Genomic DNA, 24,190 nt, shown 5'->3' with positions numbered 1-24,190 from the left:
ACGCTTCTATTCACGCTACGATCGACACCGATGAGTAAAAAAACGTTGAAGAATCGGGCAAACCTGGTTCAGCATGCCGCACGGAACCCCTTCCGTTTTGGTGTTCTGCGAACCGTGCTCGCATCTCTTTTGACCGTGACGCTATTCGTTGGCTCCACTGCGGCTTTCGTCTATCGGAGCCTTGCCAATCAGGTAAAGAACGCGTCGCTGGATATTTCCGCGCTTGAGGCACCTCAATCCACCAAACCAGAACCAATGAAGCTCATCGATGCTTATGTGGGACAACCGATCAATATTCTTGTCTCCGGTGTCGACTCACGCTATAACCAAAGCTCTGACTACGGTGACGCCGAAGAACTGACGACGATTCAGTCCGACACGACGATGATCGCCCATATTTCCGCCGATCGTTCGGAAGTCACATTTGTCTCCATTCCTCGCGATCTTCTGACCCATATCCCTTCGTGTATGCGTTCAGATGGTTCGATTACGTCGTCGTACTACGGAATGTTTAACTCAGCATTTGCAATGGGTGCCGGCACAAACGATCTGGCAGGTGGCGTTGCCTGTACCAAAGCAACGGTCGAAGAACTGACTGGTTTAACGATTGACGGATTCATTGTTGTTGACTTCACCGGCTTTAAAGGGTTGATCAATGCTGTCGGTGGCGTGTGGCTAGATATTCCTGAAGAAATGTACGATCCCGCGTCCGGTCTCGATCTTGAGGCAGGGTGCCAGTACCTCGACGCGAATAGCGCGCTAGCGTACGCGCGCGCTCGTAAAAATGTCGGCGACGGTTCAGATATCTCTCGTATTGGACGCCAGCAACAGCTGATCGCGGCAGCGCTTCGTGAACTTTTGTCCCGAAACTTTATTACTGATTTCCCCGCCCTGATTTCTTTCGTTCAGGCAGCAATTGCTTCTCTTACAGTGTCACCGAACTTCGGCGACATTAACGCTGATGCCGGTCTGTTTGCCTCCATGCTGAAGTTGCAGGCATCGAACATTCGCTTCACAACGATGCCGTGGGCTGAAGCCCCCGAGGATCCCAACCGAGTGATTGAGATTGAATACCTTTCGCGACCATTGTGGCAGGCATTAGCAACTGACACTCAGCTACCGGGCGGTACAGAGTACACCGACGGGACCGGGGCTCAAATGACGATCCCTTATGAAGACGCACCTGCTGATTCCACTCAATCAGTTGCTCAGGCTTCTTCCTCCTCTTCCGGCGGAGTCATTGAAGAACAAGATGAATCTGACACGACTGCCGTGTCAGGTACTGCATCATCTGCTTCCACCGACACCGCTCAACCTGTCCCTGCAACCTGTCCCCCGAACCGATGAGCACCGAACCTCCCTCTTTCGTCCCTTCATCTGGTCGAAAGCGTCCTACACGCGCGGATGTAAAGAAGGTGAATGGCGAGACACGCCACCCTGATTCTCCGGGCATTCCTCGCCTCTCTGTCGAACAGCGAGCTATTTCGTCCTCAGAATCGGGAGCAGATTCGAAGGATCAGGTTCTTCAGCGCCCCGTTATTCGGCTCCGTGAACGCCCTCGTGTCAGCGGTATTGCGGCAGACGATGCCGAACCGCATGCGTGGCGAATCGGATCAGAATCAGCAGATGAACAGATGCCGAAGCGTTCTTTGCTCCCAACAACCGCTGACCAACCTGCTGAAAATCTTCCTCCATCTTTTGCTCCCGGACGCAAACATCGCGTGGGGCGAAACTCAGATTCAAGCGAGCATCGGCAAACAGCAAATCCCCCTGCTTATACTCCGGGTCGCACGATGTCGAAGCCTAGCGGGATCACTCATACTCCACCTACTCAGGAATCTCGCCAACGTGGAATGTCAACAACCACGTTTTCTGTTCAGCGCTTTCAACCACGGGGTCAATCAACGAACGCTGTCTCTTCGAAAGCGTCACTTCGTCACCCTGTAGCACCAAAGAAACGTTCTGCTCATTGGGGACGCAAACTCGTCTCCCTTGTGGTCGCCCTTCTTGTCCTGATCGTTGCGTGGGGAGCTTTTTTGGTGTGGGATGCTAATTCTCACCTTGGTCGAACAAACGCTTTGACAAGCGGAGCGAACACGCCCGGTACAACCTATCTTTTAGCGGGATCTGATTCCCGCGCAGACGGCGCAGTGCAGGATGATTTTGACGGGAATGATCGCTCGGACACCATTATGTTGGTTCACGTCGCTCAGAATGGTCAAGCAACAGCCCTCTCCATCCCGCGCGACAGCTACGTGGAGATCCCCGACTATGGCTGGGACAAGATCAATGCTTCTTTCGCATATGGTGGAGCAAATCTGCTGACACAGACAGTTGAAAATCTGACCGGATTGCACGTTGATCACTATGTTCAGGTCGGCATGGGTGGCGTTGCGAATATTGTCGATGCCGTTGGCGGAATCAATGTATGTTTCGACGGTGATGTCAGCGATGATCCTTCTGGGCTTGTCTGGCAAGCTGGATGTAGCGACGTTGATGGGACGACAGCCCTCGCCTTCTCACGTATGCGCTACTCGGATCCGAAGGGCGATATTGGTCGTGCTGAGCGGCAACGTCAGGTGATTTCAAAAGTTATTGACAAGTCCGCAAGCACCGAAACATTTGTTAACCCTGCACGTACTTTACGCCTTGAGCGAGCTGGCTCTGAGTCCTTCACTGTTGATGAGGATTCGTCCGTTGTCGATGTTGCGAAGCTTGTTTTGGCCTTCCGCTCTGCATCGAATAACGGATTGATCGGTGCGCCCCCAATCGACGAGGTTAACTATCAGACTGATATGGGCACCTCTGCTGTCCTTCTTGAAGGAACAACAGCCCCTGATTTCTTTGAGAAGCTGCGTTCAGGCTCACTCTCCATCGAAGATTTCAATATCATCAACGGTTAATTCTCAGTTTCAAGCTGAAGATCATGCAACGGTGTGTGGGGGATGGTCGTAACGATCATCCCCCACACCGCAAGTAATCGAAGACTTACTTCATGTACTTTGTCACGTCGATACGGCGAGGTCCGGCCTGCCAGCCGGAAAAACTTGACTCCAAAATATCGTGAAGCGTATGGCGTGCTACCCAACCGAGTTCTTCACTGATCCGTGTTGCGTCCCCAACAAGGACGGGGGGATCACCCGCACGCCGCGATTCCTCAACGACTTCGAAATCCCAACCGGCAACACGGCGCAGTCCGTCAATGATTTCGCGGACAGAAGTGCCCCTCCCGGTTCCAACGTTGAAGACGTTATGTTGAAGTGGACGAGAATCAGCAAGAGCATCGAGGGCAGCGATATGAGCTTCTGCAAGATCTCGAACGTGGATGTAGTCGCGAACGCATGTACCGTCCGGAGTGTCATAATCCGATCCGAAAATCCTGGCGGGCTCATCGCGTTCAACACGATCGAGAACCATCGGAACCACGTTCAAGATTGCCAGATCTGCTAGATCATCCCAACCAGCACCGGCAACATTAAAGTAGCGCAACCCGATCCATTTGAGGCCCCATGCGACCTCGCAGTCATGCATCATCCACTCGCCTATAAGCTTCGTTTCACCATAGGGATTAATCGGATGGCATTCGGTATCTTCGCTAATGATATGAACGTCCGGCATTCCGTAAACAGAGGCTGACGATGAGAAGATGATCTGTTCAATACCAGCATCGTTCATGGCGCGAAGGACGTTCGCGAGGCCACCAATGTTCTGCTGGTAGTACCACATGGGGCGTCGAACCGACTCCCCTACCTGCTTTCGTGCTGCACAATGAACAACGGCAGTGACGTCTTCATCCAGCATGACGTTCGCAAGATCTGTGCTTGCGCTATCGGTAGCGATATCAAGAGTGATGAGTTTTGCGCCTTCTACCCTTGATGCTGTGCCCGTTGAAAGATCATCGACAACGATGACCTTTTCGCCTCGTTCCAATAGCAGTCGGACTACGTGGGATCCGATATATCCAGCGCCACCAGTGACAAGAATGCTCATGCTCTCATCCTAGTCGCCGTATAGCCGCCTCAAAGGACTTCGTCGGTTTCTTCCGCCTTTGTCCACCTATTGGCGAGGCCCAGCTAGGTCGTACTTCCGTCACACACAGTGCGAGCCACGATGCCCGCGGGAATCTTGCGGAGCCACGTTTGTCTTGGCGTTAATGCTTAGCTCAACGAAGCTTTCACTGTGTCAGCTAGGGCGCTCCCCTTTGCCGTTGCAACGTCGCGCAGAGCAACTTGGAATTGACGCATTTGGGCGCGCAGTTTCTCGGCCTGGGCTCCTTCACCTGCTCCAAGGATTCGTGCTGCCAGAAGGCCAGCATTGCGCGCACCGGCAATCGAAACCGTAGCAACGGGAACGCCTGCCGGCATCTGGACGATCGAGTGCAGGGAATCGACACCATCAAGGTGTTTGAGAGGAACGGGAACACCGATGACTGGAAGTTCCGTAAGGGCTGCGAGCATACCCGGCAGGTGCGCCGCACCGCCTGCGCCAGCGATGATGACGCGCAAACCTCGAGCGGAAGCGCTTCGCCCGTACGCAACCATGTCTTCGGGCATACGGTGTGCAGAGACCACACCCACCTCGCAGGCGATACCGAATTCTGCGAGCGCAGCAACAGCGGGTTCCATGGTGGGCCAGTCGGAATCGGATCCCATGACGATACCGACTGCAGGGTTGTCTCCGGTCTTTGTCAGAGTGATATCGAGCTGGTGTGTTTCGGTTGTCATCGATGGCTCCTTCACTAAAACGGTCAATGGGTCATGTATGCGGGCATGATTACGGATCGGGGGTGTGAGTGCCACCCGGCCTCGTCGATGACGAAGAACGAGAGGCGAAACGTGAGCGTTAGCCACGCAGAGTGGCGACAACGGCTTCAGCTTCGGCGCGCGCAACGGCTGGGTCCTTGTCGACGACGGTGACGTGACCGAGTTTGCGCCCGGGGCGAACCTCTTTGCCGTAGAGATGCACTTTGGCGCGCGGGTGGTCTGCGAGCGCAGAGGCAAGGTGGCGTGCTGGGTCGACGAATTCGGAGCCAAGCAGGTTCACCATGACCGCGTGTGTTCCAGGATTGACGAGGTCTGTTGAACCGAGGGGCAGGTCAAGGACAGCGCGAAGATGCTGTTCGAATTGGCTGGTGAACGCCCCATCGATCGTCCAATGGCCGGTGTTGTGTGGGCGCATCGCAAGCTCGTTCACAAGGACGTGCTGGTCGCTTCCTTGTCCGACGACGAACATTTCGACGGCTAGGACACCCGTGACGCCAAGTTCACGCGCGACCGTTTCACCAATCGATGTGGCCTGGGCACGTGTTTCCTCAGTCAGGCCTTGAGCAGGCGCGGTAACCACGGAGCAGACTCCGTCCACCTGTTCGGTGGATGCGACCGGCCAGGATGCGATCTGACCGGAGGGAGTACGTGCGCTCAGGGAGGCGACTTCTGAGGTGAAGGGGACGCAGTCTTCGGCAAGAAGAGTTCCTTTGGCAAGCCAATCGACGGCGTCTTCAGCTTGGTGAATCACTCGTACACCGTGGCCATCATATCCGCCGACCGGAGTCTTCACGACGATCGGCCACGTGCCAGCATCACCGAAAGAGGCGAGTTCTTCAAGGGTGGACACTTTCGCCCAACGGGGACATGGAATGCCCAGCTCGGTCAGCTTTTCGCGCATTGCAAGTTTGTCTTGGGCATACAGCAACGCGGTTCGCGGGGGCTCTGCTGGAAGGTGACCCTCGGCGGCGTCAAAGACCGAAGCCGGAATATGTTCGTGTTCGAACGTGACCACATCCGCGCCGTCAATCAGCTGTGCAACGGCGCAGGTATCGCCTGGCATTCCGACGATCGACGTGGCGAGTGCCTGCCCTGTTGCGCCATCCGAGGCTTCAACAAGCGCACGAAGTTCAAAGCCGAGGGCGATCGAACTTTCCGCCATCATTCGGGCAAGCTGCCCACCGCCAATTACTGCAACAACCGGACGAGTGTCCTTGGCTTGATCCATGGCTCTTAATCTAGTCGCAAGGGGCTTATGGGCGCACCTACGTTCACGGCGACGTCAGAGCCTCATTGTTCTTCCTTTGGGATGCGCGCGAAAGCAACGCCAATTTCAGAAGCGACGAGAACGACGCCCCATCGAGACAACCGATCCCTGTGGCATGACGTGATCCGGGTCCATCGAAGCAGGAATCGCAGAAAGCGAAACGGTGAAAACCGGAGGATGGTTCTGTGTCAGTTCCAGACGCCCACCCATCGCTTGAGTCAGGTCTTTCGCCAGCGCTAAGCCGATCCCCGTCGAACCGTGGCCGGAAACTCCCTTGGCAAAAATATCGGGAGCAAGATCATCGGCGACACCCGATCCTTCGTCTGAGACTTCGATAATGACTCCGCGCTTGTTCGCCGACTTCCGTGCGACGACCAGGGTTGTGCCTTCACCGTAGTTCAGCGAATTTTCAATCAATGTGGCAAGGACCTGGGAAAGCTTGCTGGCGTCGGCAAGCAACGGCAGTTCAGCTTCGTCGGTGAATACGAGGCTGCGCCCGGCTTTTTCGAACGCGGATTCCCATTCTTCGCGCTGTGTGTTGAACGCTTCAAGAATGTGGATTGCTTCAGTTTGCGCAGATGCTCGGGCGTTCGCATCAAGGAGTTCAGCCACAACGCCCGTGAGGCGTTCGACCTGTTCGAGACAGTTGCGAGCTTCTTCTTGTACCTCGGGTTCAGTGGAGATCATTTCAATCTCTTCGAGGCGCATGGAAAGTGCAGTCAGTGGAGTGCGAAGCTGGTGTGACGCATCGGCTGCGAACTGACGTTCGGCAGCTAGCCTGCCCGCCATGCGTTCACTGGTACGCGACAGTTCTTCTTGGACCAAGTCGATTTCTTCGATGCCCGAAGGTTTGACCTGAGCACGAACCTGGCCCGCACCGACCTGCTCAGCGTGGGCTGCCAGGTAGATGAGGGGCGCGGATAGCTGGCGTGAAAAGCGGAGGGCAAGGGCTAAACCAACCAGCAGGCACACTGCGATTCCGGCAATAAAGATTCCGAACACGAATGCGATACGTTTCAGCGTTTGTTCTGCGGATACTTCCATGCGGATCGACGTTCCCGCCGTGGATGACGCATGCACGACGAACGACATTCCCCGGGGTTTTTCCCCGGCAAGCATCAGTCCGTGTTGGCGCGTGTTCACACTGATATAGGCATTCCCCTGCATGTCGGTCACTGGTTTCGCCAAAGAAGTGACCGTGTCTTGATCGACATCTGCACCAGTCGCTATACGACGATCGATTGTGTTCACAATCGTCTGTGCCCGGGATTGGACGCGATCCCAATCAGAGTTCCACACAATGGTGGAGGTTGCGACCGCACCGGGAATACCCATCAGGAAACACACCACTGCAACAGCGGTGACAATCATGCGAACGGCTTTTTTACGCATGGGTCCCTTTCATTCCCTACGATTCCCGGCGAAGCGATGCTGTCAGATCGTTCCCCTGAAATAGGTTACCCGCGGCGAAGGATTCGCCGCGGGCCCCATAAGGTTGTCAGTGTGTCAGCGAACTTCGAAACGGAAGCCCATACCCCTGACGGTGGTGATGTAGTGCGGTTTGGTCGCATCATCGCCAAGCTTTCGACGAAGCCATGAGACATGCATGTCCAGAGTCTTCGTGGATCCTGTCGGGTCCGATCCCCAGACCTCACGCATCAGAGCGTCACGTTCGACAACGCTTCCCGCGTCGCGAAGCAGTACGCGCAACAGGTCGAATTCCTTCGCCGTCAGTTGTAATTCTGTTGAACCAACGAAAGCACGGTGAGCGTTCACATCAACGCGAACATCCTGAGCGCCCAGGTCACCCTCGACGCTTTCGGTTCCCGTGCGACGCAGAAGAGCACGGACGCGCGCAAGAAGTTCTGCAAGGCGGAAAGGCTTGGTCACGTAATCATCGGCGCCGGTATCCAAGCCAACAACCATATCGACTTCATCAGTGCGCGCCGTCAGGATCAGAATCGGAACGCTCTTTCCCGACGCACGAATTTCACGCGCGACATCCAGACCATCCATGTCTGGAAGGCCAAGGTCAAGCAGAACGAGGTCAGCGCCATCTACTTCAGCGAGTGCGCCACGACCGGTGCCGTGCGCACGCACTTCGTAGTTCTCGCGGCCAAGGGCGCGAGCGAGAGGTTCGCTGATCGCGGGATCATCTTCAACGAGCAGAACAGTAGTCACGTACCCCATCATATACTTTCAAGATAATTTCTTTCAGATTTCTTGACCTTTTGGACACGGGTTTGTTGAGAAGCTCATGCACGTCAAAGTGCCCGGCCTCGTACCTAAAAGCGGCACCCCTAGTCTTGGAGCGTCAGCAAGTAGGGGGAAACCGGACCAAATCCGTGGAGGTCCGCGGAGGGGAATTCCTCCAAGCGATACCCATCCCCCGCCTTCGAAGCAACGGCAGTAGCGGTCGCTGGGTCCGTCAAAATCTGACCGACCGGCGCAATATCAACCAAACGAGAAGCCAAGTTCACCGTCGGGCCGAACACGTCACCCGAACGTGAGAAGACATCGCCACGGACGAAAGATGCACGAACAGGAAGGATCGTATCATCCGCATTCAAGCGCTCAATCAGCGAAAAAATCACGTTCAAACCGGTCTCAAGATCGTCGGCAATGTACAAAACAGCATCGCCCAGCGTCTTCACCACGCGACCGCCAGCCTGCGTGATCGCCTGACGCGATTCGGCTTCAAAGTGCTCGATCAGTTCGACGACCTCACCACCCAGGATTGTCGACGAGGACGTGTAGGACACCATGTCGACAAAGCCCAACGAACGATTGAGTGGGAACCGAGCCTTGGAGTTCTCGTGACCGCGCTGGGACACTTCCTTATCCAAGCGCGACAGCAATGCCTCCATCTGACGCTGCCACGAGTGAATGAACATCCTCTCGAATGCCTCGACACGGTCCTTCATATGGTCTAGAACGTAGAGGCGAGCCGTCGTGTCATCCAAGCCTAGGCGTCGCACCGCGTCTTCAACAAGCGCTTCACACTGCCACAGCGCTAGACGATCGGCCAAGTGGGAATTCGCCCTCAGAAGCGAATGGCTGGTTGCCGTGTCAATCGCCTGTGAATCAATCATGTCGTTCCACGAGACGAACACGTCCAGATCACGTTCGGTGAACGTCTTTTCGCCAGGCTCAGGGGGGCGGAATCCCAGTGAATTCCAAAAGTCATTGATTTGTTCAACGGTAGTACCAGCGTGCTGGGCGAGCTCGTCGGCACTCATCGTCAGAGGACCGCCCAAAAGGCGGGGAACGTAGCGTTTAACGGTCTGATGGTCGTCCGAAGTAGGGGACTGAGACTGGTGAGCTTGAGCTTCGCCATTGGGCACAGCGCTGTCCATCTCTCCCCTTCACATACAGATCCACACAGATACTTCAGTAGCGTACATCACGTTTGACAGATTCGTGCAGTTACTGCACACAATTATCAAGATGTATCAATTGCCGATTGAAAAGGCAAAATAGACCTATGCGTTTTCTTCTTGCCTCAAAGTCACCGGCTCGCCGAGCAACTCTGATTTCCGCTGGCATCACACCTATTGTTCGCATATCCGACGTTGATGAAGACCTCGTGCTCGCCGACTTCTGCGCGCGTAGCGCCGGCGTTCCTTCGCCCGGCGATCAGGTGACAACCCTGGCAGACGCGAAGTGCGGTGCGGTCATTTCCGGCTTAGTCGATGGCACGATTGTGATCGACGAGGCCCACTGCGAACGCCTCCTCGTCGTTGCGTGCGATTCGATGCTGCTGCAGGACGGGCAGATGCTGGGCAAGCCCCACACTGCAGAAATTGCACGCGAGCGCATCCGAGCTTTCAGAGGCTCCGAAGCAATTCTGTGGACCGGCCATAGCGCAGCGCTCGTCGAGCGAGATCCCTCTACCCCGCTAGATTCCTACGCTCTGATTGCGCGCACCCACGCCTCGACTTCAACCATCGTCCGATTCGGCTCGATGAGCGACGCCGAGATTGATGCCTACGTAGACTCCGGCGAACCGCTCCACGTTGCGGGGTCTTTCACGATCGACGGTCTTGGCGGACCCTTCATTGCTGGGGTCGACGGCGATCACCACAACGTTGTCGGGATTTCACTCCCACTGGTTCACACGATGGCTGAAGAAATTGGTGTTTTCTGGCCAGATCTCTGGGATCATCGCCAGCCTCGCTGAACTTTCCCAGCATTTGGGAGCACTCATCACACCTTGCAAACCTGCCGAAAGGCGGAATGGGCACCCCACAGCGGGCACTCTCGCTTTACAGTAAGCCCATGGATACGAATCAGGCATGGGGCATTGGCCTCGCAACAGTGACGAAGAACGGCGAGACTCTCGACGTCTGGTACCCGCGCCCACACCTGGGTCAGATGGAACCTGGCGATGACACAGATCTGCTCGACACCCTGACTCACATGCAGCGCCACAATGATGCGCGCGGTGTTCGCACCACGGTTGTCACCTGCAGGTCAGATCTGGACGATCAACCGCAGTCCACTGCGGATTCCTACCTGCGCCTCCACCTGCTTTCCCACCGAATGAAAAAGCCGAACACCATCAATCTTGACGGTATTTTTGCTCGCCTCCCCAACGTCGTATGGACCTCCGAGGGCCCGTGCGCAGTCGCAGACTTCGAAGAAACACGTCTGCGTATGCGCGCTCACCTTGGCCACCCGATCACCGTGATCGGCGTCGACAAGTTCCCCCCGATGGTGAACTACGTCGTACCGAAGGGCGTGCGTATTGCAAACGGTGCAACCGTACGCCTGGGCGCCTACCTATCTGAAGGAACAACCGTCATGCACGCCGGTTTCGTGAACTTCAACGCCGGCACCCTCGGTCGATCCATGGTTGAAGGCCGTATCTCTCAGGGCGTTGTCATCGACGACGGTTCCGACGTGGGCGGCGGCGCATCCACAATGGGCACCCTGTCCGGCGGTGGCCGCCAGCGCGTGAAGCTTGGTAAGCGGTGCTTGCTCGGCGCAAACTCCGGTCTCGGAATTCCTCTTGGCGACGACTGCGTCGTCGAAGCTGGTCTGTACTTGACCGCAGGAGCAAAGGTTGCCGTCATGGAATCCGGTGGCGTCGTCCCCGGTTCGAACGGCCTCTTCGCAGAACCTCGGACGGTTGCAGCGCGCGAGCTTGCAGGCGCATCAAATGTCTTGTTCCGACGCAATTCTCAGTCGGGTCGAATCGAAGCACTGGCCCGCGGTGGCAAGGGCATCGAATTGAACGATGAGCTACATGCAACCAACTGATGAAGGCTCGATCCTTTTCATGCTCACGGGGGTGGCAGACCACGGTCTACCACCCCCGTTGACGTTCAGTTGATCGGCCTCGTCCACGCGCGGCAAGGACTTTGGCTATGCGCCGAGCGCAAACCCGACAGCGCGTTAGTCAATCACGCGAGCCGAGCGCTGGCGAAGAAGCACATAGTCGCGTTCAGTCGAGCCAACGTACACCTGACGCGGGCGACCAATCTTCGTCGACGGATCCTCGGTCATTTCAACGTACTGCGCAATCCAACCGGGCAGGCGACCAAGTGCGAACAGTGGCGTGAACATCTTGGTCGGGAATCCCATCGCCGAGTAGATCAGACCCGTGTAGAAGTCGACATTCGGGTAGAGCTTGCGCTCCTTGAAGTAATCGTCATTCAGAGCGATATCTTCAAGCTCCATCGCAATATCCAGGAGCTCGTCGCGCTTGCCGAGGCGAGACAGAACATCGTGTGCGGTTTCCTTCACCAGAGCCGCGCGCGGATCGTAGTTCTTGTACACGCGGTGCCCGAAGCCCATCAGACGTACACCTTCAGCCTTCGACTTCACCTTGTCCACATAGCTCTGAACCGACTCACCTGTGTCGCGAATCTGATTGAGCATGCGCAGAACCGCTTCATTCGCGCCACCGTGCAATGGGCCAGCAAGCGCGCCCACGCCGGCCGCAACAGATGCATACAGGTTCGCCTGCGAGGAGCCGACCAGACGAACGGTCGAGGTCGAACAGTTTTGTTCGTGATCAGCATGAAGAATCAGCAACATATCGAGTGCTCGAACAATCGCAGGATCAATGTCGTACGCCTGATAGGGCATACCGAAGGTCATGCGGATGAAGTCTTCGGTGTAGCTACGTTGCGAGTCTGGGTACAGCAGTGGCAAGCCTGCGGCGCGCTTCGCGATGTAGCTGATCATGGTCGGCACCTTCGCCAGCAGAAGAACCAGCGCGGTATCCAACTGAGTGCGGTCGCGCGGATCAAGCGTGTCTTCGTAGTAGGTTGCCAGGCCTGCGACACCCGCTTGGAGAATCGCCATGGGGTGGCCCCTGTGCGGGAACGCGGTGAAGAAAGCCTTGAAGTCTTCGTGAAGCAAGCGGTGGCGGTGGACGGCGCGAATGAAGCTTTCCAGTGTGGAGGCATCAGGGAGTTCGCCGTAGATCAGCAGGTAAGCAACCTCTAGGAACGACGAGCGCTTTGCCAATTGTTCGATCGGGTAACCGCGGTAGCGCAGAATTCCCGCACCGCCATCGATGTAGGTAATCGCAGACTGGCATGACGCTGTGTTCGTAAAACCGGGGTCGAGGCTGACTACGTCGCCGTCGGCGAGCAAGCGGGAGACGCTCAAGCCATCATTACCGACGGAGGCGCTGGTGCGCGGGAGAACGATCTTCTTTTCCCCGACGGTAAGCACACTGTCGGGAGTAGTGTCGACCGATTCCACTTTTGCCTTGGCCATGAGGACTCCTTAACGCGTTGGGCAATGCGGAGCCATGCAAGCACACAGGTTGGAAGAATGCGCGAAAGCGCTTTCGTTCTCAACGAGTCGCTTCACTGCGACCACAATCGCCACTTAGGACGAAAGTCCGTTATTTCTGTCACTCTATACGCCGCTGTTCGACCTGTAAAGCGCTAGAACATTAAACTTTCTTCAAAGTTATTGTAAAGGACTAGTCAATAACATGCTAAGTGTGGATCATTATTCGCAGACAGGAAGACATCACACCCGGGAGAGTTTCCCCTTACGCGAGGAAATTGACGCACGTTTCAAGGCGCTGCGAGGCAGCCTCGATTCGCTCATCACTTGCCGTCAGAGCCACTCGCACACGCCCCTTCGCAGCCTCCCCATAGAAATCACCGGGGGCAACCAGAATTCCCAGTTTCGCGAACGCGTCAACCAACACCCACGAATCCTGCGTGCGCGGATGTGCGAGCCAGAGATAGAGTCCGGCAACAGAATTTTCATCATTCACGAGGCCAGCTTTACCGCACGCTTCGACCAGCCTGCTACGTCGCCGTTCGTACACAGCACGCTGAGCCTCGACATGCGCCTCGTCGCGAAGAGCGATTGCCATCGCATGCTGAACGGGAGCAGGAACCATCAGTCCAGAGTGCTTGCGGACCTCGACGATCGGGGCGACGAGCTCAGGATCCCCGTAGACGAGTGCGGCGCGATACCCCGCGAGGTTCGACTGCTTGGAGAGCGAGTAGAGGACGAGGAGGCCGCTCGGGTCGCCCTCGCACACGGCCTCGTCGAGGAGGGAGGGGACGCCCTCCGAGATCCAGGGCTCGGCCCAGGGCAGGGCCGCGTAGCACTCGTCGGACACGACAACGGCATCGTGCTCACGCGCCCACTGACGAACGGCACGAAGTTCGTCAACTGACAGGACATGACCATCCGGGTTTCCAGGAGAATTGAGGAAAACAAGAACGGCATCCGGCCACGTATCCGGCTTCCTAGGATCAACTGGAACGGGGGTTGCTCCACCAAGACGCGCACCAATGTCATAGGTCGGATAAGCAACCTCTGGGACAAGCACCGTATCCCCCGGGCCAACTCCCAGCAGACGCGGAATCCAGGCAACCGCTTCCTTCGAACCGATGGTGGGAATAACGCCGGACAAGCCAACGTCCACCATATTGCGACGTTGCCCCCATGCAAGGATCGCTTCGCGCACTTCCCGAGTGCCAATAACCGTCGGATAACCGTGAGCATCCGACGCTACCGAAAGTGCCTCGCGGATAAAACCCGGAGTCGAATCGACGGGGGTTCCCACCGAAAGATCGCAGATCCCATCGGGATGCGACGAAGCAAGCGCCTTCGCGGGAGCAAGCTGATCCCACGGAAATGCAGGAAGATATAAAGAATGAGGCAACGTGGTCATATAGACACGTTAGCGACTCAGTCCTGATTCTGCGGAGGAAGTCCAGCAATCATCGAATCGTCGAAGTCCTGGACACCGGTCTTCTGCGCGCCACCGGGGGAACCAAGATCCTTGAAGAAGTCAGCGTTTGCTCGGTAGTAATCCGACCATTCCTCGGGCAGATCGTCCTCGTAGAAAATTGCCTCGGTCGGACACACCGGCTCGCACGCACCACAATCCACGCATTCTTCGGGGTGAATGTAGAGAGTACGCGCACCTTCGTAGATGCAATCGACCGGGCACTCATCAACGCAAGCGCGGTCCTTCACGTCAACACAGGGCTGTGCGATGACGTAGGTCATGGCAACTCCTCATTGGAATCGATAGGGAAGCTTCTGCCCTCTATTATCTCCTTTATGAGTCAAAGTGCCCCAATTGAAAGCGCCAATGCGCATAATCGCGCCGAAGACAAGACCTCGTCCCCCACGAGCGAAACCAACGCGAAGGCGCGATTTTCCAAAGACCCACGGGGCGCAATTCCTGCCAACATAACCGAAGGCGCGAATCTACCACCACTCCCATGGCTCGCATGGACACCCGGCGAACGCGTTGTTGTCCGCTACCGTTTAGCCGACGGACTCCATGACGCTCTTGGCACCCTCAAAACAACGTCCCGCGACTACGTCGAGATTGAAACCCGACGTGGACTGGTCCGAATCGATGCCGAAACCATGGTCACGGGTAAAAAAGTTCCGCCCCCACCAGCCTTCGGATCGTTTCAGAAGGAAAACTGACGGGGACGGAATCTATAGCTGAGCTAGTAAAGCGTGGCTGCGCCACTCACTTCGCTGCGCGACGCTCGCGTGCTGCGATCTTGAAACGTTCCTGCGCATCCAAGACGACCTTGCGGACGCGAACCGCTTCAGGCGTGACCTCGACACATTCGTCGTTAGCCGCAAATTCAAGCGACTCTTCAAGAGTCAGCTTGCGCGACGGAGTCAGCGATTCGTACACATCAGCGGTAGCTGAACGCGTGTTCGTCTGCTTCTTCTCACGGCAGATGTTGACGTCCATATCTTCGCCACGCGGATTTTCGCCAACAACCTGGCCTTCGTAAACCTCGGAAGAAGGCTCAACGATGAAGGAACCGCGTTCCTGCAGGTTCGTCATCGCATACGGAGTTGCCTGGCCTGCACGGTCAGCAACCAGCGAGCCGGTCAGACGCTGCTCGATGACACCCTGCCACGGGGCGTAGCCGTCAGCGATCGACGATGCGATACCGGTACCGCGCGTTTCGGTGAGGAAGCGGGTACGGAAGCCGATCAGACCGCGCGCCGGAACAACAAACTCCAGGCGGATCCAGCCCGAACCGTGGTTCGACATGGTTTCCATGCGCCCCTTACGGGCTGCCATCAGCTGCGTAACGGAGCCGAGGTACTCTTCGGGAATGTCGATAGTCATACGTTCCATCGGCTCACTGCGAACACCTTCAATGTCCTTCGTGACAACCTGAGGCTTACCGACGGTCAGTTCGAAGCCTTCGCGACGCATCTGCTCGACCAGGATGGCAAGAGCCAGCTCCCCGCGCCCCTGGACCTCCCAGGCATCGGGACGCTCGGTCGGCAGAACCTTCAGAGACACGTTGCCCACCAGCTCGCGGTCAAGACGATCCTTGACCTGACGTGCGGTGACCTTCGCACCCTTGACACGACCAGCCATCGGCGAAGTGTTGATACCGATCGTCATCGAGATCGCCGGATCATCAACGGTGATCAACGGCAGAGGACGAGGATCTTCAAGGTCGACCAGCGATTCACCGATCATGATGTCTTCAATACCGGCAACAGCGACGATATCGCCGGGGCCAGCAGTCTCAGCAGAAACGCGCTCCAGGCCTTCAGTGCGTAGCAGTTCGGTGATACGCACGGAACGAATGGTGCCGTCATGGCGGGCAAGACCCACATTCGCACCCTTGGTCAGTGTGCCATTGTGGATACGAAGCAGAGCAAGACGACCTAGGAACGGCGATGCGTCAAGGTTCGTAACGTGTGCCTGAAGCGGAACGTCCTCTTCGTATTCTGGGCCGGGGATACGGTTCAGAATCGTTTCAAACAGGGGCTCGAGATCCTCGGTCGGAAGCTGGCCGTCACCGGGGTTTTCCAGCGAGCACACGCCAGCCTTGGCGGACGCGTAAATAACGGGCACATCGAGCAGAGAATCAACATCGGTTTCAATACCGTCATTCAGCAGATCTTCACCCAGCGACAGCAGAAGGTCGGTCGTTTCAGAAACGACCTCTTCGATACGCGAGTCCGGGCGGTCAACCTTATTCACAACGACGACAACCGGGAGCTGTGCCTGCAGAGCCTTACGTAGAACGAAGCGAGTCTGAGGAAGCGGCCCCTCGGAAGCATCGACCATCAGGACAACACCATCAACCATGGACAGACCACGTTCAACCTCGCCACCGAAGTCAGCGTGACCGGGGGTGTCAATAACGTTAATGGTAACGCCGTCTTCAAGGCCGAGCTTCTGAGCGGCTGGACCTCGATAGTGGACAGCCGTGTTCTTCGCGAGGATCGTAATGCCCTTTTCGCGTTCAAGATCACCCGAGTCCATGACGCGCTCGCCCGTCTTCTCGACGGTGTCACGGTCAGAAAAAGCGCCGGACTGCCAGAGCATCGCGTCGACCAGGGTCGTCTTACCGTGGTCAACGTGCGCCACGATTGCGACATTACGCAGGTCAGAGCGGGTTGGCATAAATGAACTCCTCAATAACAAGTCAGCCAGCAGCACCTAAATCAGTCAGTGCGAACATGGCCGGTGGGCACGCATTCGACCCACACAAATGGCTGAAACCAGAATATCGGCTTAACGCCGGCATTCCCCTACCCATACCTGCGACGTTCACCACGTCATGTGGGACGCTCATGCACGCTCGCGAGCCGTCGTACTACCGTTAGATAGGAAGTACGACCACATGATGCGCCTCGTTGCCCATCATTGTCGAACGCCACCCAACCACCCCGAAGCACCCACCATCGAGAGGGACACTGTGCGAATACGCCCGCTGATCGCCCGCACGTACATGAAGTTCTCGCGTTGGACTCTGTCCGCCGAACCCCTGCCTGAAAAAGTCATGGTCATCGGCGCACCTCACACGTCCAACTGGGATGGCGTTTTCATGGCGCTCGCATTCTGGTCGATTAACCGCGAGTTCACGTTCCTCGTCAAAGACTCCGTGGTGAAGGTCCCCATCTTCGGCAGGTTCGTCAAGTGGATCGGCGGACGTGCGATCGATCGCAGTGGCGCACACGGTGTCGTTGGGCAGATTGTGGAGCAGTCGAACGCCGTAGATGAGTTCACCATCGTGCTCACCCCGAAGGGTACGAGGTCCCCGCGCGACTACTGGAAGTCCGGTTTCTACCGCATTGCGACGGACGCTCACCTGCCTGTTCAGCTCGGGTTTGTCGATAAGAAGACAATGACTTTCGGATGGGGTCATAACATCACCCTGACCGGCGACGTGCGCGCTGACATGGAGGTCATCCGCGAGTTCTACGCCGACAAGGTGGGCGTGAACCCTGAAATGGCATCGGTTCCGCGCCTGCGCGCTGAGGACGAAGAGGCCTAACCCCCTGGTTTTTTACGGGCAGAACGCCGGATTGTGTGGCCTCGTCTCCTATTTTGCGTTGAGAGAAGTCGCTCCCTTGGGGCGCGCAAGGCACCGTCGCAGGCCTCGAGTCCGGTGGTGGCGGAACGGTCGCAGTGGCCATCATTTCGATCCTTCTGATTGCGTTCTTCTGGCTGCCGCAGGCAAACGCATGGTTCATCAGGAGCACTGAAGAAGCTGACCGGGCATCGGGCATGACCACCTAACCACACAGCTGATTTCAGAAGCAGCCGAAGAGCGTTCCCTAGTCGATGACGAGGGAACGCTCTTCGCTTACAACGAGCACCTCGGCCCCCTTGAGGGCCTCACCGAGAACGTCGTTGACCGCCCACTCAAGAGAGTCAAGGGCGTCTTCTCCCCCGCTGATGGCCTCAGCCTCGCAGTCGTTGACCCGGATGAGCGCAGCCCCGCCGATTGGCACAACACCCTCGGCATCAGAACCGTGCTCTTCAACAATGCGCGCCCACGCGGAGTCCAGCGCTTTCGGCGTTATGACACGCACCCGGACTCGGTATGCCAGGTCTTGGGTTGTGTGCCGATCAAACCAGTCATCAGACACTTTCCACATCGTCATGCTTCAAGTATCAGACCGAGCAGCAGAAACTACAATGGGTGGGGCACCCCGCTCAACGTTGAAGCAGAGCTCAACCTACTCGAGGTTCTTAGCCGAAAGCATCACCGAGCGAACAACACGAGTAGCTACTGCGAAAGCGAAGAATGTTGGCATCGGAACGAGCGAGGTGCGCAGTGCGTGGCGGGTTACAGCCTTCGACTTGATGAGGCCCTTGGCGCGCGCGGTCCGCACATAGTCAGCTCCGAAGGGACGACCCTGCTCATGCGGGCCTTCCAGGCGCGTGTTCTTCATCCTTGTCACATATGAACCCAACACATGCTCACGCGTCTGAGAATCACCACGACCGCCTTGCGGCCCAGATGAATCCCGTCGACACACACTACGTCATGAACCTAATCCACCAGTGGGGAAAGCGGCCAAATACTCCACAAGTCCTTACAACGACGTCTAAACTATCTTCCCTAACTAGGCATATCCACCTGCCTGGCGCCAGATAAAAACCAGGACGAAAACTCCTCTAAACGCTTAACAGTGTTGGCAATACTGTTAAGCCCACTAACGTTACAAGCCGTACAACGCCGCCGTTGCCGCCCCTCGCCGTTGTACCCGCAGTTCCCGATCATCGTTTATGCTCCGCTTGCTTCCAGTAGCAGGTAGATCGCCGAGTGCCCAGGAAGCCAGCCCGGAGCCGACGGAACCATCTCGATCCGTTCTTCGACCCGCATCTCGGAGAGGTCGACCATGGTGGAACGATGGTTCACGATGATGGCGTGGCGTCCGAAGCGCGCTATTTCAACGCCTCTACTCTCGGGCATGGGCGCGGACTCAGGGGTCCCGAGGATCGCTCCGACCGGTGTCCGGTCGAATAACACGACAGGATGGATGTCCTGCTTCCCATATTGAGGCGGCACCGCTGGCATCGTCCGTCGAGAATAGGCGTACCCGTACTCGAACCCGAATGAGTACACAGAACCTCGACCCACGTGTGTGCACGCAAAGGCCGTCTCACCCGAGCCGTAGTATGCACCGAACTCCTCGTCCGCCGATTCATAGGCCACGGTCGACCATCCGTGGGGTATGACTCCTTGTTTCTCCCAGCTGATGCAGTCGTATGGCACATCAGATCCTGTGATCCCGAACGCCGCCTCGACTAGGGCGTCGTGTGGTCCATGGAGAACAGTCCCACCCGACTCCGCGAACTCATGCACTGCTCCTTCCAGAGTCTCGTCGCGGCTGAAGCGGTACATCGAGTTCGCAGGGATCACCAGGTGGCGATATTCGCTCAGGGCGCCGGAGACAACCTGATCCTTGTGCAGAATATCCACCTGCCACCCGAGGTCCGTGAGCTGTTTGTACCACCCCAGAAGATCCATGCGATGGCGCCCGTCCTCGTCAACCTCGACCGGTTCGAAGAGGCTCATCTCCGCAGGAAAGAGCAGAGCGACCTCCTTGTCGCGCGGAGCATCGATCAATGGGATGACTTTTTGCGCCCACAGGTTCGCCTCTCGTATCGACTGTTTAAAGTCGCTGCCCATTCGCCACAGAACGCCCCCATCATCAAGCCCGGAATACCCGTAGACGTGCATTCGGCGGGCGCCACCGGCCACCTCCGTGGCGATCGCCTCACCAGGTGAGACGAATGCATAAATATCCTCGTTCACATGTCGGCCAAGATAGAGGCCTCCTGTGAAGTCCCTGCCACCATTCGCACACCGCGCGATGGAAGTCTCCACGGACAGGGCGTAGGCGTTCGGACGATTCTCGGCGTCCAGCGGAGCCGCAATGATCAGGGCCGAATCGACGTGACGCGCAATCCTGTAGACGTCCAATGCACGCTGGCCTGTTTGCCACACAGCTCGGCCTGGCGGATTGAAGAAGTAACCCCATTGCTGCAGGACAGGTTCCGAGAACACACGTGTATCCTCGGATAACCAGGAACTCTCCATGGTTGCGAAGTACTCAACCGTCAACTCCGAGAGGTACTTCTGATTGTCGAGCCATCGGAAGAGATCGGGCGTCTCACCACTGAAGTCAGCCTTCGTCGGGACGGCGCAGCCTGCTGAACTCAGTTCCTCCGGTCGCAGCCAGTATTCGCAGGGACTGAGATCATCAAAGCTCTTCGCATCCAAGTCGTACTTCCGGTTCAACGCATCGAGGTCGTAGGAGTATTGCTGACGTAGCCACGAGATGTAATGCCGCCGTCCCTCCTCATCGAAGCTGGGTTTGACCATCGGGTCGAACATCGTCTGAACGACGGGGCGACCGTCCACACTCCTACGCATCCCCTGGCCATACAGGCGCAGTAGGCCTTTGACATGATCGACCATTGTCTGACGGGCACGGGTGGACCAGTATTTGTAGGTTCCCAGGGACTCGCCATTAATCCCAATCGCGTCTTCGCCGCGAACGGGCGGCACATCGCGAATGTTCGGATAGAGGTTGTCGCCGCAGAAGTACAGAGCAAGGCACGTGTAATCCATGCCTAGCGCAGCGCACTCCGACATGATGAACTCCTGCATTGCCACATACTCGCTTGCTGGCTCCCCGCGATAGCGAGCGAAGAAGTCTTCCCATGGCTTGGAATCGAGGTTCACCGTGGTGAAGCCCAGACGCGCAGTATCCGCCAACCCCTCACGTACCGCCTCAACATCGGAGAAGAACGGCTCGAAAAAGTTGCCAAACCAGAGCTCCAACATCGGCCGCACATCGACATTCATCACGTGTTCCTCCACTCCGGGTCACCGCCGCAAAGACAGGCGGACGGTCAGGATCTCGAAGGGTCTTAGATCCACGACAACTGAGTTCGCGTCAACGCGGAGTTCACTTTCCACTCGTTCCAATAGATCCGTCAGAGCAGCACGAGTGATCTCCTCGCTGACGTGCAGGCGGATCCTCGCGCGGCCACCGAGAGCCTCGTAGACACGGAGGATCAAGTCGCCACTGCGATCCTCGGCAAGTTTGACGGTGTCGAGGAGTGCGCAGCCAGCCTCGTTCTCGGGTCTCACCAGTGGCTCAACCGGCCCTTCGGACTCCACCGGACGGGGAGGACAGTTGACCTCGTAGCCCGCTGCGATAACCTCTTCAAGGCCCTCCCCCACGACAATGCGGGCCCGGAAACGGTGCTTCCCCTGGTCCGCATCGGGATCGGGATACTTTGGCGCGCGCAAAAGGCTTTGACGGATCACGGCGCCTCTGCCCGATTCGTCCTTTGCGACGTCATGCCCATAGATCGAGTCGTTGACAATTCCCACTCCGAAGCCGGACTCCCCGACGCACACCCATCGGTGTGCGCACACTTCGAACTTGGCTTCGTCCCAACTTGTGTTCGTATGCAGCGGCCGGTTCAGATGGCCAAACTGAATCTCCGAAGAGAAGTGGTCAGAATGGATATCAACCGGGTAGGCAATCTTCAACAAGTGCTCTGACTCGTGCCACTCAACATCGCACACCACATCCACCTGTGCCTTGCCTGGGACCAGGCTGATGCTCTGAGACAGACTACTGCCACCGAACCTCCGCGTGACCCTTACCGTCGGCTCTGGCGACTCCCGATCCAAACAGACCGCCTCGACGTCAAGCAGGGTGCGACCGGTACCTGCCGGGGTTGGGTCCAGATCCCACGCATCCCATTTTGCTGGGTTGTCTCGGAACAGCTGCGGGACAGCCGCCTTCTCTCCCTGGAGAAGGACCTCCCGGTCGAGCGCCACGTAGATGAGCGAGTCAATCGCACCGTCATGGCCTACGTGGACACGGAGTTCACCGTTGTTCAATGTCCATCCCGTAGCATCCTCGACGGCGAGGGTACGTGTTTCCGGAGCCTGCGCCGTTCCCACACCTCCGGCTGGAACGCCAGCCAGGGAAAACGGAATTGAATTTGCGGAGGCCATGACACGCGGTGCTCCGGTGTTACCCTCACCGCAAAGGCTACGCAATGCTGATGTCGTTATCTCCTCTGCGCCCCTTTGGACCGCAGCGTATTTCTCCTTGAATTCGTCGTATACCCACCCGATCGCAGACCCCGGCAGAATGTCGTGGAACTGCCCCAGAAGGACCGTGCGCCACAGATTCGATAATCGGTCATAAGGATAGGGGGTGCCTCGACGCACCGAGGCCGTCGCAGCCCAGAGCTCAGCCTCGTGGAGAAGCGCCTCCGAGCGTCGATTGCCCCGTTTCGTCGCCGACTGTGAGGTGAACACCCCCCGGTGCAGCTCCAGGTAGAGTTCGCCGCACCACACTGGTGGGCGCGCATCTTCCGCTTCACTTGTAATGAAGAACTCTTCGGGCGTCCCTACTGACACCTTCGGAGAGCCTTCGAGATCCGCCGTGCGGCGGGCAGCTTCCATCATTTCCCGGACAGGGCCGCCACCGCCGTCACCATAGCCAAAAGGCACCAGAGACACGTTCGCGCGCTCCGGACTGGAGAACTGGCGCTCCGCACGGTCGAGATCCGCAGCGGACAGATCGGAGTTGTAGGTGTCGACGGGTGGGAAGTGTGCGTACAGGCGACTCCCATCAATGCCTTCCCACAGGAAGGAGTGATGTGGCATCTGATTCGTGTCATTCCACGACAGCTTCTGGCTGAGGAACCACCCACAACCCGCTCGCCTCGCAATCTGCGGGAACGCTGCTGAGAAACCAAAGGAGTCCGGCAGCCACACCTCGTGGGTTTCCACCCCGAATGTGTTCCGCATGTACTGCTTTCCCTCGACAAACTGGCGCACCAACGATTCTCCGGAGGGCATGTTCGTATCCGACTCTACCCACATGCCCCCTACGAGGACGAACCGGCCCACCTGAACTGCCTCACGCACACGGGAAAATAACTCCGGATAGTCGATCTCGATCCAGGACAAGTGTTGGGCCGCTGGACATGCGTACACTAATTCTGGGTACTCCTCCATGAGGTCAAGGACGTTCGAATACGTCCTCGCCACCTTGCGCCGAGTCTCCCTCAACGGCCACAACCACGCCGAATCGATGTGGGCATGACCAGTCGCGACCACGGCATGCGCCGATGGGACCGCCGGACTCGCCAGCACTGGGCGCAATGCCGAGCGCGCTGCCCCTGCGGTCGACGCCACATCGTGCGGATCGGTGACTGCCAGCACGGCATCCATCGCCTCGAGTATCTGGCTTCTCCTCGGGCGATCCGCCGGCAGGAAGTCCACCAAGCCGCGCAACACCCTCAGGTCCTGAAGCAGGCTCCATACGACTTCGTCCCTTTGTATTAGCAGAAAGTCACCGCGCTGATACTGAAAGGCAGTGCCTGCGGTCTCTCGGCGCCCCAATTCCGTCGGCATGAACGACTCGGCACCGCTCCGAGCCAAGTCCGGGTTTCCCGCTGCCTCAACATAAACGACGACTTGCTGACCAGCGGAAGCATGAACCGGAATATGGGCGTTGCGAGGCTGAACACCCTTAATGATCCGACCGTCGACGCCCCATGCTGTGCCCTCGGCCTGGAATCCGGGGTTTGCCTGTGTGAATCCCAAATCGACTGTGAGCTCGATGCGACCCTCCTCTGGGCGCCACGTCGTCGGGATCATCGTCTCGAGGCGGAACCAAGTGGTCGACCAAGGTGCGCCCCACGCCTCTCCGGATACCGACGGCCGATAGTCGGCCTGCGTCGCCTCAGCGAAGGACACCGGCTCTCCCGGGGCATCCCAACGCAGGACGTCGACCGGGATGGCGTGGATATTCACTGCAGGAACAATGCGGTCGTGAACCAGGCGATCGATGCGATCGATAGTGAGACGTGCATGCGATTTATTCATTG

At 57.4% G+C, this 24,190-nt stretch carries 19 protein-coding genes and 1 pseudogene; 6 read left to right on the top strand and 14 right to left on the bottom strand.

What is annotated here, in order from left to right:
• The first annotated feature begins 30 nt into the window (after positions 1 to 30).
• Positions 31 to 1,347, top strand: coding sequence for an LCP family protein (locus AC5RE1_RS07775; RefSeq protein ID WP_103632007.1), 1,317 nt, complete (start codon positions 31 to 33; stop codon positions 1,345 to 1,347).
• The gene (locus AC5RE1_RS07770) at positions 1,344 to 2,903 is read left to right on the top strand and encodes an LCP family protein (RefSeq protein WP_493938553.1); all 1,560 of its coding nucleotides are present in this window, start codon (positions 1,344 to 1,346) and stop codon (positions 2,901 to 2,903) included. Before AC5RE1_RS07775 ends, AC5RE1_RS07770 begins: the two co-directional genes overlap by 4 nt.
• Before the next feature lie 85 nt (positions 2,904 to 2,988).
• On the opposite strand, the gene galE is transcribed toward AC5RE1_RS07770, so the two are convergent.
• The 6 genes from galE to AC5RE1_RS07740 all read right to left on the bottom strand — a co-directional run bounded on the left by galE (position 2,989) and on the right by AC5RE1_RS07740 (position 9,386).
• On the bottom strand, positions 2,989 to 3,990 hold the full coding sequence (gene galE / locus AC5RE1_RS07765; protein ID WP_179369816.1) for a UDP-glucose 4-epimerase GalE: 1,002 nt from the start codon (positions 3,988 to 3,990) through the stop codon (positions 2,989 to 2,991).
• 167 nt (positions 3,991 to 4,157) lie between these two features.
• Entirely contained in the window at positions 4,158 to 4,724 is a 567-nt protein-coding gene (purE, locus tag AC5RE1_RS07760) for a 5-(carboxyamino)imidazole ribonucleotide mutase (RefSeq protein WP_285084395.1), read from the bottom strand.
• Between the two features lie 118 nt (positions 4,725 to 4,842).
• Positions 4,843 to 5,991 carry a 5-(carboxyamino)imidazole ribonucleotide synthase gene (locus tag AC5RE1_RS07755; protein ID WP_493938550.1) on the bottom strand — a complete coding sequence of 383 codons (1,149 nt, stop codon included), beginning with the start codon at positions 5,989 to 5,991 and terminating at the stop codon, positions 4,843 to 4,845.
• A gap of 105 nt (positions 5,992 to 6,096) precedes the next feature.
• Entirely contained in the window at positions 6,097 to 7,422 is a 1,326-nt protein-coding gene (locus AC5RE1_RS07750) for an ATP-binding protein (RefSeq protein WP_285101074.1), read from the bottom strand.
• Positions 7,423 to 7,536: 114 nt separating this feature from the next.
• Complete coding sequence (locus AC5RE1_RS07745) at positions 7,537 to 8,211, bottom strand: response regulator transcription factor (RefSeq protein ID WP_103632065.1); 675 nt, start codon at positions 8,209 to 8,211, stop codon at positions 7,537 to 7,539.
• A gap of 119 nt (positions 8,212 to 8,330) precedes the next feature.
• Positions 8,331 to 9,386 (bottom strand): adenylate/guanylate cyclase domain-containing protein, encoded by a 1,056-nt coding sequence (locus AC5RE1_RS07740; RefSeq protein WP_103632014.1) that lies wholly within the window; start codon positions 9,384 to 9,386, stop codon positions 8,331 to 8,333.
• Positions 9,387 to 9,514: 128 nt separating this feature from the next.
• Here AC5RE1_RS07740 and AC5RE1_RS07735 point away from each other — a divergent pair, with 128 nt between their 5' ends.
• Positions 9,515 to 10,210, top strand: coding sequence for a Maf family protein (locus AC5RE1_RS07735; RefSeq protein WP_103632015.1), 696 nt, complete (start codon positions 9,515 to 9,517; stop codon positions 10,208 to 10,210).
• A 98-nt stretch (positions 10,211 to 10,308) separates the two neighbouring features.
• Positions 10,309 to 11,292: a 2,3,4,5-tetrahydropyridine-2,6-dicarboxylate N-succinyltransferase gene (dapD, locus tag AC5RE1_RS07730; protein WP_493938548.1), complete on the top strand. Its 984-nt coding sequence runs from the start codon at positions 10,309 to 10,311 to the stop codon at positions 11,290 to 11,292.
• Positions 11,293 to 11,427: 135 nt separating this feature from the next.
• Here the strand turns inward: dapD and AC5RE1_RS07725 are convergent, their stop codons facing one another.
• The 3 genes from AC5RE1_RS07725 to fdxA all read right to left on the bottom strand — a co-directional run bounded on the left by AC5RE1_RS07725 (position 11,428) and on the right by fdxA (position 14,529).
• Positions 11,428 to 12,762 (bottom strand): citrate synthase, encoded by a 1,335-nt coding sequence (locus AC5RE1_RS07725; RefSeq protein ID WP_493938547.1) that lies wholly within the window; start codon positions 12,760 to 12,762, stop codon positions 11,428 to 11,430.
• Positions 12,763 to 13,045: 283 nt separating this feature from the next.
• Entirely contained in the window at positions 13,046 to 14,188 is a 1,143-nt protein-coding gene (dapC, locus tag AC5RE1_RS07720) for a succinyldiaminopimelate transaminase (RefSeq protein WP_493938546.1), read from the bottom strand.
• A gap of 17 nt (positions 14,189 to 14,205) precedes the next feature.
• Positions 14,206 to 14,529: a ferredoxin gene (gene fdxA, locus AC5RE1_RS07715; protein WP_006681386.1), complete on the bottom strand. Its 324-nt coding sequence runs from the start codon at positions 14,527 to 14,529 to the stop codon at positions 14,206 to 14,208.
• Positions 14,530 to 14,583: 54 nt separating this feature from the next.
• Between fdxA and AC5RE1_RS07710 the strand changes: the two genes are divergently transcribed.
• Positions 14,584 to 14,961, top strand: a complete 378-nt coding sequence (locus AC5RE1_RS07710; RefSeq protein WP_493938545.1) for a putative acetyltransferase — start codon at positions 14,584 to 14,586, stop codon at positions 14,959 to 14,961.
• Between the two features lie 46 nt (positions 14,962 to 15,007).
• Here AC5RE1_RS07710 and typA read toward each other — a convergent pair whose 3' ends face one another.
• Positions 15,008 to 16,927 (bottom strand): translational GTPase TypA, encoded by a 1,920-nt coding sequence (gene typA / locus AC5RE1_RS07705; protein ID WP_006681387.1) that lies wholly within the window; start codon positions 16,925 to 16,927, stop codon positions 15,008 to 15,010.
• 295 nt (positions 16,928 to 17,222) lie between these two features.
• Here typA and AC5RE1_RS07700 point away from each other — a divergent pair, with 295 nt between their 5' ends.
• The gene (locus tag AC5RE1_RS07700) at positions 17,223 to 17,801 is read left to right on the top strand and encodes a 1-acyl-sn-glycerol-3-phosphate acyltransferase (RefSeq protein ID WP_442953407.1); all 579 of its coding nucleotides are present in this window, start codon (positions 17,223 to 17,225) and stop codon (positions 17,799 to 17,801) included.
• Between the two features lie 283 nt (positions 17,802 to 18,084).
• On the opposite strand, the gene AC5RE1_RS07695 is transcribed toward AC5RE1_RS07700, so the two are convergent.
• From AC5RE1_RS07695 to AC5RE1_RS07680, 4 genes and pseudogenes are all read right to left on the bottom strand, one after another.
• Positions 18,085 to 18,414, bottom strand: coding sequence for an XRE family transcriptional regulator (locus AC5RE1_RS07695; RefSeq protein ID WP_101627554.1), 330 nt, complete (start codon positions 18,412 to 18,414; stop codon positions 18,085 to 18,087).
• A 120-nt stretch (positions 18,415 to 18,534) separates the two neighbouring features.
• Positions 18,535 to 18,657, bottom strand: a pseudogene (locus tag AC5RE1_RS07690) (ABC transporter permease); the annotation flags it as partial.
• A 383-nt stretch (positions 18,658 to 19,040) separates the two neighbouring features.
• Positions 19,041 to 21,131, bottom strand: a complete 2,091-nt coding sequence (locus AC5RE1_RS07685; RefSeq protein WP_493938544.1) for a beta-galactosidase trimerization domain-containing protein — start codon at positions 21,129 to 21,131, stop codon at positions 19,041 to 19,043.
• 21 nt (positions 21,132 to 21,152) lie between these two features.
• Positions 21,153 to 24,188: an alpha-mannosidase gene (locus tag AC5RE1_RS07680; protein ID WP_493938543.1), complete on the bottom strand. Its 3,036-nt coding sequence runs from the start codon at positions 24,186 to 24,188 to the stop codon at positions 21,153 to 21,155.
• Positions 24,189 to 24,190 lie beyond the last annotated feature (2 nt).

The organism is Actinotignum sp. usb-actsch-rep-73, from assembly GCF_059082735.1.
The sequence above is the reverse complement of the archived record's forward strand: the minus strand, read 5'-3'. Positions and strand labels throughout refer to the sequence as shown.